A 15,196-nucleotide genomic window follows, 5' to 3' on the forward strand; every position below is an offset into this window, starting at 1 on the left:
GGAAGAGACCTGCCCCGTGCTGCAATGCACCGCCGTCACCGCCGTACCGTTCTTCGAGGCGCTCCTCGCGCTCGCCACCATGGAAGGCGGCCCCGAGCACCCAACCGACGTCCTCGCTCAGGACGACTTCCTCCTCTGCGAACTGGGTGAGCACGACGAGGCGGCCGAGCACGCCGCCCACCTCTGGACCGCCGATGTCCCCGACGACGACCGGGACCTGTGGCTTCTGTGGACCGGCGCCGACGCCCACCGTGTCTACCGGTTCGACACCCTGCCCCTGTGCCCCGCTCTCCTCCGCGATTTGGCCACCCGCACCGTCACCTCGTGCGCCTACTTCGACCACCACCCCGGCCCGCACTCCTGGACCGTGACCGACCCGCTCGGCGACCTCATCGCCCGGCACATCCACAGGGAGATCCAGCGGTTCGCGGCCGAGAACGACGGCAACACCGATGACACCAAAGGTCCCTGACGGTCCGGCTGATTCAGCATCGTGCTTCACCGCGGCCGCCTAGGCTGGATCGCTCCCGGGTTCGACCAGGGGCCGGGGCATCGCGAGGGGAGAGGCGATCATGGGGGAACTGGACGGCAGGACAGCGCTGGTGACGGGCGGCTCGCGGGGTATCGGGCGTGCGGTCGTGCGGCGGCTCGCCTCCGATGGGGCGCTGGTCGCGGTTCACTACGGCGACAACGACGCGGCCGCCGCCGAGACCGTGGCGCGGATCGCCGAAGCCGGCGGCCGGGCGTTCTCGGTGCGGGCCCGGTTCGGTGAGAGCGGGGCGGTGGACCGGCTGTTCGATGAGCTCACCGCCGGGCTGAAGGACCACGGCGCGGACGGCCTGGACATCCTCGTCAACAACGCGGGCATCCACTCGGTCAGTTCCATCGGGCAGCTCACCGAAGAAGAGTTCGCGCGGCTGCTGGCGATCAACGTGAGCACGCCGGTCTTCGTCGTCCAGCGGGCGCTTCCGCTGCTGCGGGACGGTGGACGGATCGTCAACATGGGCTCGGCGGCCACCCGGATCGCGAACCCCGTGCAGATCGGCTACACCGTAAGCAAGGCGGCGCTGGCGGCCCTCGGCCCGTCGCTCGCCAATGAACTGGGCCGGCGGGGCATCACGGTGAACACGGTCGAACCCGGGGTGGTGCTGACCGACATGATCGGCGCCTACGCCACGGTTCCCGAGGCGGTGGCCGCGCTCGAGTCGATCACCGCGCTCGGCCGGATGGGTCAGCCGGAGGACGTCGCCGACGTGGTGGGCTTCCTGGCGGGTCCGCAGGGGCGCTGGATAACCGGCCAGACCATCGACGTCTCCGGAGGCACCTACCTGGGACCGCTCGCGGCCGGGTGATCACGCCCCCCTTATCCCCCCTCCTCAGGCCCACTTCTGGGCTGCTGTGCGGCCGCAGGCAACAGTCCGCAGGCCGGTGGGGCCGTCGTCCAGGCAGTCTCCGGTCACCGCGTTCCGCACCTCCATCGCGTCGTCCGGCAGGGCCGTGACCTTCCACTTCTGGGCCCCCGATGTGCCGCAGGCCGCTGTGACCGGTCCGGACCCTCCTTGGGCCAGGCAGCCGCCCGTGGCGTGGTTGCGCAAGGACGACGTACCGTCCTCGCCCGTGCGCACGGTCCACCTCTGGTAGCTGAGGGCGTTGCAGACGTAGCCGCGGAGCCTTGCGTCGAGGCTGTCGTCCAGGCAGGCGCCGGTGGACCGGTTGACGAGCAGCCTCCCGGCGGCGGGGGCCGCAGCGGCGCGCTGTGCCCCGGCCCCGTTCCGCGCCTCGGGCCCGGGACCGCTGCCCGGGGCGGACGGAGCCAGTACGAGCGCGGTCAGGGCGCTGCCGAGTGCCGCCCCGGTGAGTACACCGGCCAGGCCGACCGCCCGGCGGCTACGGAGGAAGCGGCGGGTCCGTCGCGGCGCGTGTTCCGGGCCGGGTTGCGGGAGGGGTCCCGGGCCCCGTTCCGGGTCGCGGGCCAGGCCGGGGTCCGGGCGGGGGTCCGGTTCCGGTGCGTGTCCCGGGCGGGGTTCGGCTTCCGGCCTGCGCGCCGGGCGGGGTTCCCGTTCCGGCCTGCGTGCCGGGCCGGGTTCCGGTTCCGGCCTGCGCGCCGGGGCGCACTCCGGTCCGGCGTATCCAGGCGGTACAGGCTCGGCTGCCGGTGTCGGTGCCGGCGGGGCGAGGCGTTCACCTGTGCCGGCCGGGGACTGGCTCCGCCCGGCCGCCTCCCACAGCGTCCGGTAGTCCGCGGGGTCTCCTCCGAGCGCCCTGCACAGATCGCGGACCGTGGCCCAGGGCGGGACCGTCGTCCCGCGCAGATAGCGCGACAACGACGAGTCGCTGATGGCCACTTCCGCCTCCAGCGACCGCAGGGTCCGGCCGGAGCTCTGTTGCAGAGCCCGCAGCGCCCCGCCCAACCGCTGAGCGGGGCTCTCCCACCGCGCTTCGCCCCCGGCCATCGCTGCCCCTTCTTCGCTGCTCCGCAGACCCGCGGGACGTGCCCCGGCGGGACCGAAGCGTCCCGGGACACCTGCGTCCCTGCAGGTCAGAACCTTAGGGATCCCGACATTGGTGAAGCAAGCGGGACAAGCTTGCGAAAGGTGACGGGTCGCCACAGACTCTCATCAACCGCTCAGCGGCCGGGGTACGGACGGGCTTCCCACCCCCGCGCGGGGACTCGGGATTCCGTGACCGCATGCCCACCACCAGCCGGGACGGCCCTGCCGCCCGGCACACCCCTCTCCCACCGCAAAGGACTGCTCCATGCGCCTGCACAAAACCGCGACCGTCGCCGCCCTCGCTCTGCTGCTGTCCCTCGGCACGGCAACCACCGCCGGGGCTTCCGCTCCGGGGTCCGGCCCCGTCGGGGACAGCCGGGCCAAGGCCTCCGCCGCCAGCACGCTGGACACCGCCAACCACCTGATGGGGCTGCGGTACTGGGACTTCGTCAACCAGCCCCAGGTCGCCCCCTTCGACTGGGAGAGCGACGGCTGCACCGGAGTCGGTACCGGCGAGAAGGTCATTTTCTTCGAGGCCTGCGTCCAGCACGACTTCGGATACGGGAACTACGGTCCCTCCAGCGGCCTCAAGCTCGACCCGACCGACGCCCGCCGGGCCTGGATCGACGAGCGGTTCTACCACGAGATGCGCCAGATCTGCATCGACCGGCACGAGAGCGGCAGCACCTGTCTGGGCTCCGCCAAGGTCATCTACGACGGTGTGCGGGCCATCGGCTGGACGCACTGGTAAGAGAGACGCCGGCCGCACAGGCCCTGATCCGTGCCTGCCGGGTCGCTCTCCAGCGGCCGGGCAGGCCTTATCGCTCCGGCCGCCCCGGGGGCGGCCCCGCGTGCGCCCGCTCAGTGGCTCCCGGCGTCCGCGAGACAGAACTCGTTGTCCTCCGGGTCCCTGAGGACCGTCCAGGACATGCCCTGCGTGGACTGCCCACCGACGACGGTCGCACCCAGCCTCACCAGGCGCTCCACGTCCGCCAGGCGGTCGGGCGAGGTGAAGTCGACGTGCACCCGGTTCTTGGCGGCCTTGGGCTCGGGCACCCGCTGGAAGCCGAGGACCAGCGGGGTCGCCGCCAGGACGACGAACTCGCCGTAGTCCTTCGTTTCCTCGACGCCCAGCGCCTCGGCCCACCAGGCGGCCAGGGCCTGGGGATCCGCACAGTCGAACGTGATCATCTCCGGTGAGATTCGCATGCCCCTCACCGTACGGCGCACCACTGACAACGGGCCGGAAACCCGGCCCGTCCGGATCACCGTCGGCCCAGCGCCACTTCCAGCAGCGGCAGTTCGCGGCCCGGGATGGAGCCGGACGGGGTGGCGCCGATCCGGACCGCACCCATGGCCCGGTAGAACGGCTCCGCGTTCGGGTCGGCGTCGATGGTCAGGCGGGTGAAGCCCAGGCGGCGGGCCTCGTCCATGGTGCGGTCGAACAGGAGCCGTCCGACGCCCCGGCCGATGGTGTCGGGCTCGACGAACATCATGCCGAGCGCGCCCTGCGGCGGCTCCCCGTCCAGGGTGGTGAAGCCCAGGATCCGGCCGTCCTCCTCGGCCACCGCGGTCCGCCGGGCCGCCACCTCCGCGGGGCGGATCGTCAGCTCCTCGCGGCAGGCGGCCAGGAACTCCGCGTCGTACTCCCAGTGGCCCTTCGACCGGAGGGCCAGTTCGGTCAGTGCGGCGGCCTCGGCCGCCTCGCCCGCGCGTATCCGCATGGGGTCATTGTCCCCCGAGCCGGACGGCCCGGACGGTCCGTGCGGACCGTGCTCAGGAGGACCCCGGCAGCCGGATCCAGAAGTGGTCGACGATGTTCTCGATGTAGCGACGCCCGTCCTCGCCGGACGCGGTGGTGCCGCCGGCCCGGCTCAGGGTGGCCGCCATGAGGCCCTGGTACTCCTGTTGCATGTCGGACAGCGGGGCCTTCAGGTCGCGGCGCTCCATGGAGACGAGCTTGGCGATGTCGCGGATGTGCGCCTGCCAGCGGGTGGAGACCGCCTCGATCAGGAGACGGGCCAGCTCCTCCTCCAGCCTGGTGATGGCAATGAAGTCGCGCGGGGGAAGACTGAGGACCTCGCCGAGTTTCACGGCCTGCCGCCTGTCGCCGGTCCACAGACCGGCGGCCTCCATGGCCATGTACGCGTCGTGGGTGAGGCCGGTGGCCCGCGCCACGTCCTCGGCCGAGATGCCACGCGCGATGCGGTGTTCGAGCAAGGTGCTGGGACGGCCCATGAGTTCACTGGGCTGACACCACAACGCGCCCGCGAGAGCGGTGAGTTCACTCGCGTCGGGCACATGGGTCCCGCGTTCCCACGCCATCACGTGCTCGGGGGTGATGTGCGACGTGCCGAAGGACGCGCGCATGCCGTAGGCGACATGGCCGGGGGCCATCCCGAGCTTCTCGCGCAAGGCGCGCGCTACCCGCGCGTTGAAGGGGAGTGGTGGATGCACGCACGGAGCGTAGGGGAGTTGTCACCGACAATTCCATGCCCACTGTCGGCTGCCTGACGGTTTGACGGAAAAGGTCACCACCGATTCCGTAGGAAGCCACAGGGCGGAAAGGGCATCAAATAGACGCTCTACACGGGTAGTTGCTATCCCACGGCTGCCGCGTATGATCCGCTCGCAAGGTGCCGCATGTGCGTTCGCACAGTGCCTGCCACTCACTTCGGGCAGTGCGCGCCACCTCCTTCCCCCATCATTCGCAGGTCCAGGAGACTCAGTCATGCACCCCAGTACGACCAGTCCGCCGCCCGACGCGAAGCCCACCGGATCAACGGGTGCCGTCGACAGGTTCTTCCGCATCAGCGAACGCGGTTCGACCTACATCCAGGAGATACGCGGTGGATTCGCCACGTTCTTCACGATGGCATACATCCTCGTGCTCAACCCGATCATCCTCGGCGGGGCCGAGGACAAGTTCGGCGAGCAGCTGGACAGCGTGCAGCTGGTCACCGCCACGGCGCTGGTCGCCGCGGTGATGACGCTGATCATGGGTGTGGGCGGCAACCTTCCGCTGGCCCTGGCGGCGGGGCTGGGCATCAACGCCGTCGTCGCCTACCAGATCGCTCCCCTGATGGCCTGGGACGACGCGATGGGCCTCATCGTGCTCGAGGGCCTGCTGATCTGCGTCCTGGTGATGACCGGGCTGCGCGAGGCGATCATGCACGCCATCCCGCAGCCCCTCAAGCAGGCCATCAGCGTCGGCATCGGCCTGTTCATCGCCTTCATCGGCTTCGTGGACGCCGGGTTCGTCACCCGCATCCCCGATGCCTCGAACTCCACCGTGCCCGTCCAGCTCGGCACCGGCACCCTCACCGGCTGGCCGATGCTCGTCTTCTGCCTCGGTGTGCTCCTGACGATCGTCCTGGTCGCCCGGAAGGTCAGGGGCGCGATCCTCATCAGCATCGTCCTGATGACCGTCCTCGCCATCGTCATCAACGAGATCGCCACCATCAAGTCCTGGGGCCTGACCTCGCCCTCGATCCCCGACAACCCCGTCGCCGCACCCGACTTCGGGCTGCTGGGCCAGTTCGACGTGTTCGGCTCGTTCGGCCAGGTCAGCGTTCTGACGGTCGTCCTGCTCGTCTTCACCCTCATCCTGTCGGACTTCTTCGACACGATGGGCACGGTCGTGGGCGTCACGGCGGAGGCCGGGCTGCTCGACGAGCGGGGCCAGGTGCCCGGCCTCGGCCGCGTCCTGCTCATCGACGGTGCGGCCGCCGTCGCCGGTGGCGCCGCGTCCTCGTCGTCGGCCACCACCTACATCGAATCCGCGGCGGGTGTCGGTGAGGGAGCCCGTACCGGCTTCGCCAACCTCGTCACCGGCGGCCTGTTCGCGCTCGCCCTCTTCCTCACGCCCGTGCTGACGATCGTGCCGCTCCAGGCGGCGTCGCCCGCGCTCGTCGTGGTCGGGTTCCTGATGATGACCCAGGTCAAGCACATCGACTGGGACCGCTACGAGGTAGCCATCCCGGCCTTCCTCACCATCGTCGTCATGCCGTTCACCTACTCCATCACCAACGGCATCGGCGCCGGCTTCGTCGCCTACGTGGTCATCAAGGCGTGCCTGGGCAAGGCGCGCGAAGTCCACTGGCTGCTGTGGGGCACCGCGATTCTCTTCCTGGTCTACTTCGTCATCGACCCGCTGGAGCAGCTGCTCGGTCTCAAGTAGGGAGCCCGCGGCCAGTGGCTCCCGGCGCCGGGGTGACAGAACGCGTCGTCCTCCGGGTCCTTCGGGACCGACAGAGACGTTCCCGACCGGCCTGCTCGCCGACGACGGCCGCGCGTATCCGCAGAGAGGCCTCGCCCTCGGTGCGGATACGCGCGGTCACGGGGACGGCCGGCGTCAGTCGAAGATCGGGCCCTGCGTCCGGGTCCGCTTGATCTCGTAGAAGCCCGGGACGGAGGCGACCAGCAGCGTCCCGTCCCAGAGCTTCGCCGCATCCTCGCCCTTGGGGGCGGGAGTGACGACCGGGCCGAAGAAGGCGACCTGCTCGCCGTCCGCGCCGGGGACCGCGATGACCGGGGTGCCGACCTCCTGGCCGACCTTGTCGATGCCCTCCTTGTGGGAGGCGCGCAGCTCGGTGTCGTACCGGTCGGAATCGGCGTACTCAGCAAGATCGGCGGGGAGGCCGACGTCCTTCAGGGCGGCGGCCACCGCCTCGCGGGTGGGGCCCTCGCCGTTGTTGTGGAAGCGGGTGCCGAGCGCGGTGTAAAGGGGGCCGACGACCGCGTCGCCGTGCAGCTGCTGGGCGGCGACGACGACCCGGACCGGGCCCCACGCCTTGGTCTCCAGGAGGTCGCGGTACTCCTCGGGCAGATCGTCCAGCTTGTCCTCGTTCAGGACGGCCAGGCTCATCACGTGCCAGCGGACCTCGACGTCGCGGACCTTCTCCACTTCCAGCATCCAGCGCGAGGTCATCCACGCCCAGGGGCAGAGCGGATCGAACCAGAAGTCGACCGGGGTCTTGCCGTTCACCGGGGTGTTCTCGGACATGTCTCTCCTCAGAAGGGCGTGTTCCACCTGCGGGGGAGAACGCCTGCGAAGGGGCTCCCATTCCCCGTCCCTGCATGCCGTCGCGCGAAGGACGCGTGCAAGGATCAATGGGTTCGAACACGACACATGACGCGCGTCACGAAGGAGTGCCCGTGCCCGGTGAAAACCTGTCCCGCGACGAGGCCCGGAAGAGGGCCGAGCTGCTGACCGTCGACGGATACGAGGTCGCTCTCGACCTGCGGTCCGCCGTCGGCGAGCCCGACCGGGGCGACGGGGCCGGCGGTCCGCGGACGTTCCGGTCGCTCACCACGATCCGGTTCCGCTCCGCCCGTGCGGGCGCCTCGACCTTCGCCGACCTGGTGGCGCCGGGGGTGGACGCCGTGACCCTGAACGGAACGGCCCTCGACCCGGCGGTCGTGTTCGACGGGACGCGGGTGGCGCTCGATGGGCTCGCCGAGGGCGAGAACGTGCTCGTGGTGGACGCCCGGTGCGCGTACAGCCGGACCGGCGAGGGCATGCACCGCTTCGTCGACCCGGAGGACGGCGAGGTCTACCTCTACACGCAGTACGAGCCGGCCGACGCCCGCCGCGTCTTCGCCAACTTCGAACAGCCCGACCTCAAGGCCCCCTACCGCTTCCAGGTGACCGCCCCCGAGGGCTGGCGGGTCTGGTCCAACGGGGCCGAGGAGTCGCACGAGGGCGAGGTGTGGCGGTTCGCGGAGACCAAGCCGATCTCGACGTACATCACGGCCGTCGTCGCCGGTCCCTACCACTACGTGAGCGATCACTACAGCCGTACGTTCGACGACGGCTCCACGCTGGAGATCCCGCTCGGCGCGATGTGCCGCAAGGGTCTGGCCAAGCACTTCGACACGGACGACGTCTTCCTGGTCACCAAGCAGGGCCTGGACTTCTTCCACGACCACTTCGACTACCCGTACCCCTTCGGGAAGTACGACCAGGCCTTCGTGCCCGAGTACAACCTCGGCGCCATGGAGAACCCGGGGATGGTCACCTTCCGCGAGGAGTTCATCTACCGCGGCAAGGTCACCTCGGCGGCCTACGAGCGGCGTGCCACGATCATCCTGCACGAGATGGCGCACATGTGGTTCGGCGACCTGGTGACCATGGAGTGGTGGGACGACCTGTGGCTGAAGGAGTCGTTCGCGGACTTCATGGGCACCTTCTCGATGGTCGAGGCGACCCGCTTCACCAACGGCTGGATCACCTTCGCCAACAAGCGCAAGGCGTGGGCCTACCGCGCCGACCAGCTGCCCTCCACGCACCCCGTCACGGCCGACATCCGTGACCTGGAGGACGCCAAGCTGAACTTCGACGGGATCACGTACGCCAAGGGCGCCTCCGTGCTGAAGCAGCTCGTGGCGTACGTGGGACGGGACGCGTTCCTCGAAGGGGCCCGGCGCTACTTCAAGAGCCACGCGTACGGCAACACCCGCCTGGGCGACCTGCTGTCGGTGCTGGCCGAGACCTCGGGCCGCGACATGACGGCCTGGTCGCGCTCCTGGCTCCAGACCGCGGGCGTCAACGCGCTCACGCCCGTCGCCTCGTACGACGCGGCCGGGACCCTCACCGAGCTGGCCGTCGTCCAGGAGGCCGCCGCCTCGCATCCGGAGCTGCGTCCGCACCGCGTCGCGATCGGCCTGTACCGGCGTACGCCGGAGGGCGAGCTGACGCGTTACGCGCGCGCCGAGGTGGACGTGGCCGGCGAGCGGACGGTGGTGAACGCTCTGGCCGGGTCCGAGCGGCCCGATCTGATCCTGGTCAACGACGACGACCTCACCTACTGCAAGGTCCGCTTCGACGAGCGGTCGCTGGCGACGCTCCGCGACCACCTGGGCGAGATCACCGATCCGCTGGCCCGTGCCCTGTGCTGGTCGGCGCTGTGGAACACGACCCGGGACGCGCTGATGCCGGCCCGCGACTTCGTCGCGCTGGTGCTGGCGTTCGCCGGGCGGGAGAGCGATATCGGGGTGCTCCAGGTGCTGCACTCCTGGGCGCAGTCGGCGCTGGTCCACTACGCCGCCCCCGAGTGGCGCGAGGAGGGCGGCCGGGCGCTGGCCGAGGGCGCGCTGCGCGAGCTGCGGCTCGCCGAGCCGGGCAGCCAGCACCAGCTGACCTGGGCCCGCTTCTTCGCGGCGGTCGCCTCGTCCCCGGCGGACTTCCAGCTGCTGGGCGGGCTGCTGGAGGGCACGGCCCGGATCGACGGGCTCGACGTCGACCAGGAGCTGCGCTGGGCCTTCCTGGCCCCGCTGGCCTCGCACGGTGTGACGAACGAGGCGGCGATCGACGCCGAACTGGCCCGCGACGACACGGCGTCCGGCAAGCTCCACCACGTACGGTGCCTGGCCTCGCGTCCATCGGAGGCGGTCAAGGCGCAGGCGTGGGCGGCGGTCGTGGAGTCGGACAAGCTGTCCAACGCGCTGGTCGAGGCGACGATCAGCGGCTTCGAGCAGTCCGCGCAGCGGGAGTTGCTCGCCCCGTACGCGAACCGCTACTTCGAGGTGATCGAGCGGATCTGGGCGGAGCGGTCCATCCAGATCGGCATGCACGTCGTACGGGGGATGTTCCCCGGTCTCCAGGACAGCCCGGAGACCCTGGCGGCGACCGACGCCTGGCTGGGCGAGCACGAGGACGCGGCTCCCGCGCTGCGGCGGCTGGTGCTGGAGGCCCGGGACGATCTCGCGCGGGCGCTGCGCGGCCAGGAGTGCGACCGGGCCGTGTGACCGTGCCGGAGCGTGGATCCGGCGGATGAACGAGGGGGCGCTCGGGTGGGGCGCGCGCGCAACGCGAAAGCGGCGCTCGCACACCTGCCCGAGGCGCTCCTCCCCCGATTCCCGGCGCGAGGGCCCTTTTCGGTTGTCGAACGTCCGTACTTTAGGACGGCGTTGTCCGGGATTGTCGACGGCCGTGTAACAGGGGTTAGGGCCCCCTCCACGGGCGGGAAACCCCGGGACATGACCCAGAACACCCCGCTCTTCCCCCGCCTCCCGCTCCGCCCCGAGGACGTGACCCACCGTGTCCTGTCCGCCGCCCAGTTGAGGACCCGGGGCGTGTCCGCCGCGCAGACGTCCGCCCAGTGTCTGCCCGGCGGGCCCTGGCAGCACCTGCTGCCGGGGGTCTACCTGCTGCACCCGGGCCCGCCGACCGGCCAGGAGCGGCTGCACGGCGCGCTGTTGTACGCGGGACGCCCGCCGGCCTCGGCGCGGCGCGCCCCGGCGGGCCCTTCGGAGACGGGGTACGGCGAGGCGATGGTCACCGGGACGGCCGCGCTCGCGCTGTACGGCTTCGCCGCGGCCGGGGACCTAGGGGCGCTGCACCGGATCGACGTGCTGGTCCCCCGCACCCGGCGGCTGCGGTCCACCCGGTTCGTGGAGGTGCTGCGGACCGCCTCGATGCCGAGCGCGGCGCGGGTGGGCGAGGTGCCCGTCGCCCCGGTGGAGCGGGCCCTGGCGGATGCGGTGGCGGGCACGGCCGACGCCGCGGACGTACGGCGGCTGCTGACCGAGGCAGTGCGCGGCGGGTACTGCGAACCGGCTTCCGTGGTACGTGAGTTGAGTGAGGCGAAGCTGCTGGGGCGGCCCGCCGTGGTGGGCGCGGTGGACGCGCTGCTGGCCGAGGGCCGGGCGGTCGCGGAGGCGCGGCTGTACGCGATGGTGCGCGAGCACGGGCTGCCGGAGCCGCTGTGGAACGTGGAGCTGCGGCTGCCGGGCGGGCCCCGGCTCGGCGGGGTCGACGCCTACTGGCCCGACCAGGCCGTGGCGGTGGAGCTGGACACCCGGGCGCCCCGGCACGGCGCGCCCGGCCGGAGCGGCCGGGCCCAGGAGGATCCGCAGTGGTCCGCGTACGCCGCGAAGCGGGAGCATCTGGAGCGGCTCGGGGTCACGGTCGTCCACCTCGCGCCCAGGAGGCTGCGCGAGACGCCGGACCAGCAGGCGACGGTGGTGCGGACGGCGCTGATGGCGGCGGCCGACCGGGAGCCGGCCGCGTATGTGATGGTCCTGCCGCGCTGAGCAGGGCGACGGTCCGGCGTGAGGGGCCCGGAGTCGCCCGGCTGGTCCGGACCACAGACCCGGAACCAGGCGTCCCCGGGCGCCACCGGCGCACCGTTTGACCTCATTCGCCCCTCGTGGCACTTCGCACCCCGTGGCGGATCTCCGCCATGTCCCTGACTCGTCTCCGTCAACTCTCCACAAACCCCTGTCATTTACGCCAGGCTTCGGTCATCCGGCACCGAATTCCGGACTCTCTCTTTCAATTACAGGGATGCTGATGACCAAGGAATCCCCCAGTTCCATACCCGGAGCGAGACGCGCCGCGCGCATAGCGGCCGCTGCCGGCCTGGCGGCCGCACTCGCCGCCTCCGGCGCCGCACCGGCCTTCGCCGCCGCCGCCGACCCGGCTCCGGCGCCCGTCAAACCGGCCGCCACGAGCGACCGGGGCGACAAGCTCGGCAAGGCCGACGCCGATGTCCTGGCGAAGGCCGAGGCCAAGGGCGAGAAGAACATCACCATGATGGTCGCCACCGCCCCCGGTGCGACCGAGCAGGTCAGCAAGCAGCTGGACGCCGTCGAGGGCTCCGTGCTCGGCACGACCTACGACAAGCTCGGCTACGTCCGGGCGACGGTGCCGACGAAGAACGCCGAGTCCACCATCAAGGCGGCCTCCAAGCTCTCCTCCGTCCTCGGCATCGATCTCAAGCAGGAGATCAAGCTGGACGACCCGACGCCCAAGGGCGACCGGGCCTCCGGAGCGAAGCAGCTGAAGGCCACGGGCAGTTACGCGGCGCCGAACAAGAAGACCCCGGCGACCAACCCGTACAACCCGTCGTTCGAGACCGGCGCGGTCGACTTCGTCGAGAAGCACCCGAAGGCCGACGGCCGCGGGATCACCATCGGCATCCTGGACTCCGGCGTCGACCTCGGTCACCCGGCCCTGAAGAAGACCACCACCGGTGAGCGCAAGGTCGTCGACTGGGTGACCGCGACCGACCCGGTGAGCGACGGCGACGGCACCTGGCTGCGGATGACCGAGTCCGTCACCGGCCCGACGTTCACGTCCGGCGGGAAGACCTGGTCGGCGCCTGCGGGCACCTACCGGTTCGCCACGTTCGCCGAGTCGGCCACCACCGGCGGCGACATGGCGGGCGACCTCAACCGCGACGGTGACACCACCGACGTCTGGGGCGTGCTGTACGACCCGGTCACCGGCACCACGCGGGTCGACCTGAACGGGAACGCGGACTTCTCCGACGACAAGGTCCTCAAGCCGTACAAGGACAAGTTCCAGGTCTCCTACTTCGGTGAGGACGACCCGCGCACCCCGGTCGTCGAGCGCATCCCGTTCGTCGTCGAGACCCGCAAGGGCGTCGTCTACAACGCGGCGGGCGCGAAGGCCGACTACGTCAACATCGGCGTCATCGAGGGCTCGCACGGCACGCACGTCGCGGGCATCACCGCGGCCAACGGCCTGTTCGGCGGCGAGATGAACGGCGCCGCCCCCGGCGCCAAGATCGTCTCCTCGCGCGCCTGCACCTGGTCCGGCGGCTGCACCAACATCGCGCTGACCGAGGGCATGATCGACCTCGTCGTCAACCGCGGCGTCGACATCGTCAACATGTCGATCGGCGGCCTGCCGCCGCTGAACGACGGCAACAACGCGCGCGCCGAGCTCTACAAGCGCCTCATCGACATCTACGGCGTGCAGCTGGTCATCTCGGCCGGCAACAGCGGCCCGGGGCTCAACACCATCGGCGACCCGTCGCTCGCCGACCACGTGATCTCGGTCGGCGCGTCGATCTCCAAGGAGACGTGGGCGGCCAACTACGGCTCCAACGTCACCAAGAAGTACGACATGCTGCCCTTCTCCTCGCGCGGTCCGCGTGAGGACGGCGGCTTCACGCCGATCATCTCGGCGCCGGGTGCGTCCATCAACACCACCCAGACCTGGGCGCCGGGCGGTCCGGTCAAGGAGGCGGGTTACGACCTGCCGGCCGGCTACTCCATGCTCCAGGGCACCTCGATGGCCTCCCCGCAGGCGGCGGGCGCCGCCGCGCTGCTGCTGTCGGCCGCGAAGCAGAAGAACATCGAGCTTCCCCCGGCCGATCTGCGCGTAGCGCTGACCAGCACCGCGGGCCACATCGCGGGCGTGCCCGCGCACGTCCAGGGCTCCGGTCTGATCGACATCGTCAAGGCGTGGAAGCAGATCACCAAGCAGGGCAAGCCCGCGCACGAGTTCTCGGTGAAGGCCCCGGTCGACACCGCGATCGACTTCGCGCTCAAGGACCCGGGCTTCGGCACCGGCCTCTACGACCGCGAGGGCGGCCTGAAGGTCGGCGAGAGCAAGGTCTACGACGTCGTCGTCACCCGCACCACCGGCCCGGACCGCAACGTCCAGCACAAGCTGTCGTGGAAGAACAACGACGGCACCTTCGAGCTCAGCAGCCCCCGGTACGTCTCGCTGCCGCTCGACACGCCGGTCAAGCTCAAGGTCAAGGCCAAGGCGAAGACCGCCGGGGTGCACAGCGCCATCCTGGAGGTCGACGACAAGAAGACCTCCGGCGTCGACCACCAGATCATGACCACGGTCGTCATCGCCCAGGAGCTGCAGCAGCCCGGTTACGCCTACAAGGCGTCCGGCTCGGTCCAGCGCAACGGCACCACGTCGTACTTCGTCAACGTGCCGGAGGGCGCCAAGACCCTCGAGGTCGCCATCGGCGCGCTGCGCTCGGGCAGCCAGACCCGGTTCATCGCCCTGCACCCGTACGGGACGCCGGTCGACCCGACCTCCACGGTCAACTGCTACCCGAACTACGAGAACCCGGACAACACCTGCCGCCCGGACGCGCGTTCCTACAAGGACCCGCAGCCCGGCGTGTGGGAGATCGAGGTCGAGGCGCGTCGTACGTCGGCGCTGCTGGACAACCCGTTCAAGCTGGACGTCTCGCTGCTCGGCGTCTCCTTCGACCCGGCGGTGCAGACCATCGCCGAGGCGAAGATCGGCACCCCGGCCGCGGTGGACTGGACGGTCACCAACGGCGCCGCCGCCTTCCAGGGCAAGCTCCAGGGCGGTTCGCTGGGCTCGGCCAAGGTGGACAAGCCGTCGATCTCCACGGGTGAGACCCGGGAGACCACGGTCACCATCGGCGCGGGTGTCGAGAAGCTCGACATCGCCGTCGGGGGCACCTCGGACGCCAACGCGGACATCGACCTGGTCGTCTTCCGGGGCGCCACCCAGGTCGGCAGCTCGACCTCCGCCGGCTCCGAGGAGTCGGTCAGCCTGATCAAGCCCGCCGCGGGCACGTACACGGTCGTCGTCGACGGCTACTCGGTCCCGTCCGGGACCACCACGTACGACTACCGCGACGTCTTCTACTCGGCCTCGCTCGGCACGATCAAGGTGGACGCCACCAAGACCGTGGACCTGGCCAACGGCGCCTCGGCCCAGGTCGGCGCCGAGGTCGTGGTCGCCGGAGCGGCCCCCGAGGGCCGTCAGTTCTTCGGCGAGGTCCAGCTGGTCAACGCGCGCGGCACCGCCGCGGGCACCGGCAGCGTCGTGATCGAGAAGGTCACGCCGTAACGGATCGCCACTGATACGGCAGCGGGGCGGGTGCTCTCCCGAGCACCCGCCCCGCTGTGCGTGTTCCTCGTCACACGGCCGGGACCGCGCCGCAGATGTTTCC

Annotated in this window: 12 protein-coding genes; 7 read left to right on the top strand and 5 right to left on the bottom strand. The window is 70.8% G+C overall.

Annotated features, from left to right (window positions below):
• The first annotated feature begins 16 nt into the window (after positions 1 to 16).
• Both ACH4UK_RS04905 and ACH4UK_RS04910 read left to right on the top strand, forming a co-directional pair.
• A complete protein-coding gene (locus ACH4UK_RS04905) occupies positions 17 to 472 on the top strand; it encodes a hypothetical protein (RefSeq protein ID WP_398354547.1) in 456 nt (151 codons plus the stop codon).
• A gap of 100 nt (positions 473 to 572) precedes the next feature.
• The gene (locus tag ACH4UK_RS04910; protein ID WP_398354548.1) at positions 573 to 1,352 is read left to right on the top strand and encodes an SDR family NAD(P)-dependent oxidoreductase; all 780 of its coding nucleotides are present in this window, start codon (positions 573 to 575) and stop codon (positions 1,350 to 1,352) included.
• A 24-nt stretch (positions 1,353 to 1,376) separates the two neighbouring features.
• On the opposite strand, the gene ACH4UK_RS04915 is transcribed toward ACH4UK_RS04910, so the two are convergent.
• Positions 1,377 to 2,453 carry a helix-turn-helix domain-containing protein gene (locus ACH4UK_RS04915; protein ID WP_398354549.1) on the bottom strand — a complete coding sequence of 359 codons (1,077 nt, stop codon included), beginning with the start codon at positions 2,451 to 2,453 and terminating at the stop codon, positions 1,377 to 1,379.
• 304 nt (positions 2,454 to 2,757) lie between these two features.
• Between ACH4UK_RS04915 and ACH4UK_RS04920 the strand changes: the two genes are divergently transcribed.
• The gene (locus ACH4UK_RS04920; RefSeq protein WP_398354550.1) at positions 2,758 to 3,243 is read left to right on the top strand and encodes a phospholipase A2; all 486 of its coding nucleotides are present in this window, start codon (positions 2,758 to 2,760) and stop codon (positions 3,241 to 3,243) included.
• A 110-nt stretch (positions 3,244 to 3,353) separates the two neighbouring features.
• Here the strand turns inward: ACH4UK_RS04920 and ACH4UK_RS04925 are convergent, their stop codons facing one another.
• The 3 genes from ACH4UK_RS04925 to ACH4UK_RS04935 are packed head-to-tail and all read right to left on the bottom strand — an operon-like array spanning position 3,354 to position 4,889.
• Entirely contained in the window at positions 3,354 to 3,701 is a 348-nt protein-coding gene (locus ACH4UK_RS04925) for a VOC family protein (protein ID WP_398354551.1), read from the bottom strand.
• 56 nt (positions 3,702 to 3,757) lie between these two features.
• The gene (locus ACH4UK_RS04930; protein ID WP_398354552.1) at positions 3,758 to 4,216 is read right to left on the bottom strand and encodes a GNAT family N-acetyltransferase; all 459 of its coding nucleotides are present in this window, start codon (positions 4,214 to 4,216) and stop codon (positions 3,758 to 3,760) included.
• Between the two features lie 52 nt (positions 4,217 to 4,268).
• Entirely contained in the window at positions 4,269 to 4,889 is a 621-nt protein-coding gene (locus ACH4UK_RS04935; protein WP_398354934.1) for an XRE family transcriptional regulator, read from the bottom strand.
• A 334-nt stretch (positions 4,890 to 5,223) separates the two neighbouring features.
• Between ACH4UK_RS04935 and ACH4UK_RS04940 the strand changes: the two genes are divergently transcribed.
• Entirely contained in the window at positions 5,224 to 6,672 is a 1,449-nt protein-coding gene (locus tag ACH4UK_RS04940) for an NCS2 family permease (protein WP_398354553.1), read from the top strand.
• Between the two features lie 174 nt (positions 6,673 to 6,846).
• On the opposite strand, the gene ACH4UK_RS04945 is transcribed toward ACH4UK_RS04940, so the two are convergent.
• Positions 6,847 to 7,497 (bottom strand): DsbA family protein, encoded by a 651-nt coding sequence (locus ACH4UK_RS04945; protein WP_398354554.1) that lies wholly within the window; start codon positions 7,495 to 7,497, stop codon positions 6,847 to 6,849.
• Positions 7,498 to 7,649: 152 nt separating this feature from the next.
• Here ACH4UK_RS04945 and pepN point away from each other — a divergent pair, with 152 nt between their 5' ends.
• The 3 genes from pepN (at position 7,650) to ACH4UK_RS04960 (ending at position 15,093) form a co-directional block, all read left to right on the top strand.
• Positions 7,650 to 10,241 carry an aminopeptidase N gene (gene pepN, locus ACH4UK_RS04950; RefSeq protein WP_398354555.1) on the top strand — a complete coding sequence of 864 codons (2,592 nt, stop codon included), beginning with the start codon at positions 7,650 to 7,652 and terminating at the stop codon, positions 10,239 to 10,241.
• Between the two features lie 231 nt (positions 10,242 to 10,472).
• On the top strand, positions 10,473 to 11,528 hold the full coding sequence (locus ACH4UK_RS04955; protein WP_398354556.1) for a hypothetical protein: 1,056 nt from the start codon (positions 10,473 to 10,475) through the stop codon (positions 11,526 to 11,528).
• Between the two features lie 253 nt (positions 11,529 to 11,781).
• Positions 11,782 to 15,093 (top strand): S8 family serine peptidase, encoded by a 3,312-nt coding sequence (locus ACH4UK_RS04960; protein ID WP_398354557.1) that lies wholly within the window; start codon positions 11,782 to 11,784, stop codon positions 15,091 to 15,093.
• Positions 15,094 to 15,196: the final 103 nt, after the last annotated feature.

The sequence above is a fragment of the Streptomyces sp. NPDC020884 genome, assembly GCF_044333935.1.
In the GTDB taxonomy this organism is placed as follows: Bacteria; Actinomycetota; Actinomycetes; order Streptomycetales; family Streptomycetaceae; genus Streptomyces.

Excerpts from the sequence above, each read along its gene's own strand:
- ACH4UK_RS04930 (WP_398354552.1), bottom strand. The coding sequence starts at position 4,216 with ATGCGGATACGCGCGGGCGAGGCGGCCGAGGCCGCCGCACTGACCGAA.
- ACH4UK_RS04925 (WP_398354551.1), bottom strand. The coding sequence starts at position 3,701 with ATGCGAATCTCACCGGAGATGATCACGTTCGACTGTGCGGATCCCCAG.
- ACH4UK_RS04910 (WP_398354548.1), top strand. The coding sequence starts at position 573 with ATGGGGGAACTGGACGGCAGGACAGCGCTGGTGACGGGCGGCTCGCGG.
- ACH4UK_RS04945 (WP_398354554.1), bottom strand. The coding sequence starts at position 7,497 with ATGTCCGAGAACACCCCGGTGAACGGCAAGACCCCGGTCGACTTCTGG.
- ACH4UK_RS04920 (WP_398354550.1), top strand. The coding sequence starts at position 2,758 with ATGCGCCTGCACAAAACCGCGACCGTCGCCGCCCTCGCTCTGCTGCTG.
- ACH4UK_RS04935 (WP_398354934.1), bottom strand. The coding sequence starts at position 4,889 with ATGGCCCCCGGCCATGTCGCCTACGGCATGCGCGCGTCCTTCGGCACG.
- ACH4UK_RS04940 (WP_398354553.1), top strand. The coding sequence starts at position 5,224 with ATGCACCCCAGTACGACCAGTCCGCCGCCCGACGCGAAGCCCACCGGA.
- ACH4UK_RS04915 (WP_398354549.1), bottom strand. The coding sequence starts at position 2,453 with ATGGCCGGGGGCGAAGCGCGGTGGGAGAGCCCCGCTCAGCGGTTGGGC.
- ACH4UK_RS04960 (WP_398354557.1), top strand. The coding sequence starts at position 11,782 with ATGCTGATGACCAAGGAATCCCCCAGTTCCATACCCGGAGCGAGACGC.
- ACH4UK_RS04955 (WP_398354556.1), top strand. The coding sequence starts at position 10,473 with ATGACCCAGAACACCCCGCTCTTCCCCCGCCTCCCGCTCCGCCCCGAG.